The organism is Pandoraea sp. E26, assembly GCF_000681415.1.
Taxonomy (GTDB): domain Bacteria; phylum Pseudomonadota; class Gammaproteobacteria; order Burkholderiales; family Burkholderiaceae; genus Pandoraea; species Pandoraea pnomenusa.
The window spans coordinates 1-2,103 of the sequence record NZ_AYXJ01000048.1; the positions used below are offsets into that span (position 1 = coordinate 1).

At 68.9% G+C, this 2,103-nt stretch carries 2 protein-coding genes; both read left to right on the forward strand.

Features of this window, described 5'->3' with window-relative positions:
* The coding region (locus tag W930_RS0124355) for a virulence factor family protein (protein ID WP_028731380.1) at positions 1 to 1,037 on the forward strand (1,037 nt) is incomplete at its 5' end.
* Between the two features lie 157 nt (positions 1,038 to 1,194).
* On the forward strand, positions 1,195 to 2,103 hold a 909-nt coding region (locus tag W930_RS0124360), incomplete at its 3' end, for a solute carrier family 23 protein (RefSeq protein WP_028731381.1).

The following is a 2,103-nucleotide window of genomic DNA, read 5'->3' on the forward strand; positions in this document are numbered from 1 at the left end:
CGGGCGCGCTGTCCGTCGACTTCTGCCCGGTGCTGCCGATGTCGCGGCCGCTATGCCAGGGCGAAGGCGTGCATTTCGGACGCGGCGTCACGCACACCGCCGGAGGCGCGCCCATGAGGCTGCTGCCCGCTCCGGTGATGAGCGCGCCGTGGCTGGCGATGGGCGGCCCGGCAGGCGGGCCGTACGCGCGCGCGCCGCGGTGCCCCGACCACGTGGCGCAGGCGTTCGCCGCGCGCACGCCCAATGCGAACTGGCTCGTGGGCGGCCTGGCCGGCAGCCTTGGCGCGATGGACACCTCGGGCACGACGCCGACGCCGGTGCTCGCCGACTGGGTGACGCAATACAAGAACGCCTTTCGCCGGCTGAACGCGCATCACGTGGCCGGCACGGCCCGCCCGCCCGCGGCCGTGGCGGACCTGCCGGTGATCGAAGTGCCTGCCACCGGCAAGCCCGACGCGAACCTGGCCGACACCTTCGCCATTCTCCTGTCGGGCGACGGCGGCTGGGCGGGACTCGATCGCGACGTGGCGGGCGCGCTCTCGGCGCACGGCATTCCGGTGGTGGGCGTCGATTCGCTGCGCTATTTCTGGTCGGCGCGTACCCCCGCATCGGGGGCGCTCGACATCGACCGTCTCATGCGCTTCTATCAAACGCGCTGGAACAAGAAGCGCGTGATCCTCGTGGGGTATTCGCAAGGCGCCGACGTGCTGCCGTTCATGGTCAACCGGTTGCCGCCGGGCGGGCGCGAGCGCGTGGCGCTGCTCGTACTCATGGGGCTCGGGCAGAAAGCCGACTTCGAATTCCGCATGACCAACTGGGTCATGTCGAGCCAGAACGGCCTGCCGATCCGCCCGGAAGTCGAACGCCTGCCCGACGGCATGGCGATGTGCATCTATGGCGCCGACGAGGACGACAGCAACTGCCCCGGACTCGATCCCCGGCGCGTTCAGGTCGTGAAGATGCCGGGCGGACACCATTTCGACGGCAACTACACGGCGCTGGCCGACAAGATTCTCCAGGGCGTCGCGCGCCGCTGACACCGGCGCCGGCGTCGCGGCTTTGTGCCTTGCCTTCCGTGCGGGCGCTCCGTACACTTCGCCCAGTTTTCCGTCACCCCGCAGCGCGGCCGCGCGCGGGGCGGGCGAACCGCACGTACGGCACAGAACGACACGACAATCACAGGAGAGGATCGATATGGCAGAGGGTTACTTCCCGCAGTGGCGGCAACAGGACACGGCGTCGGGACGCGTGATCGCCCCCGACGAGCGTCTGCCCTGGCCCCAGACCATCGCCATGGGCGTTCAGCACGTCGTCGCCATGTTCGGCTCGACAGTGCTCGCCCCGCTGCTCATGGGCTTCGACCCGAACCTCGCGATCTTCATGTCGGGTATCGGCACGTTGCTGTTCTTCGTGCTCGTAGGCGGGCGCGTGCCGAGCTATCTCGGTTCGAGCTTCGCCTTCATCGGCCTGGTCATCTCGGTGACCGGGTACGCCGGCAGCGGCCCGAACATGAATGTTCCGGTGGCGCTCGGCGGCATCATCGCGTGCGGTGTGCTGTACGCGATCATCGGTCTGATCGTGATGGCGGTGGGCACGCGCTGGATCGAGGCGCTCATGCCGCCGGTCGTCACGGGGGCCGTGGTGGCGGTGATCGGCCTGAACCTGGCGCCGGTGGCGGTCAAGGGCGTTTCAGCCACGAACTTCGATACCTGGATGGCGCTCGCGACGGTGTTGTGCGTCGGTCTGGTGGCCGTGTTCGCGCGCGGCATGGTGCAGCGTCTGTTGATTCTGGTGGGGCTGCTGCTCGCGTACGTGCTCTACGCCGTGCTGACCAACGGCATGGGCCTTGGCAAGCCGATCGACTTCTCCGTCGTGGCCAATGCCGCGTGGTTCGGCATGCCCCATTTCGCCGCCCCCGTGTTCAAGCCGGAGGCGATGGTGCTGCTCGCACCCATCGCCATCATTCTGGTGGCCGAGAATCTGGGGCACATCAAGGCCGTGAGCGCGATGACCGGCCAGAACCTCGACCGCTACATGGGGCGCGCCTTCCTCGGCGACGGGCTCGCGACGATCGTCTCGGGCAGCGTGGGCGGCACGGGCGTG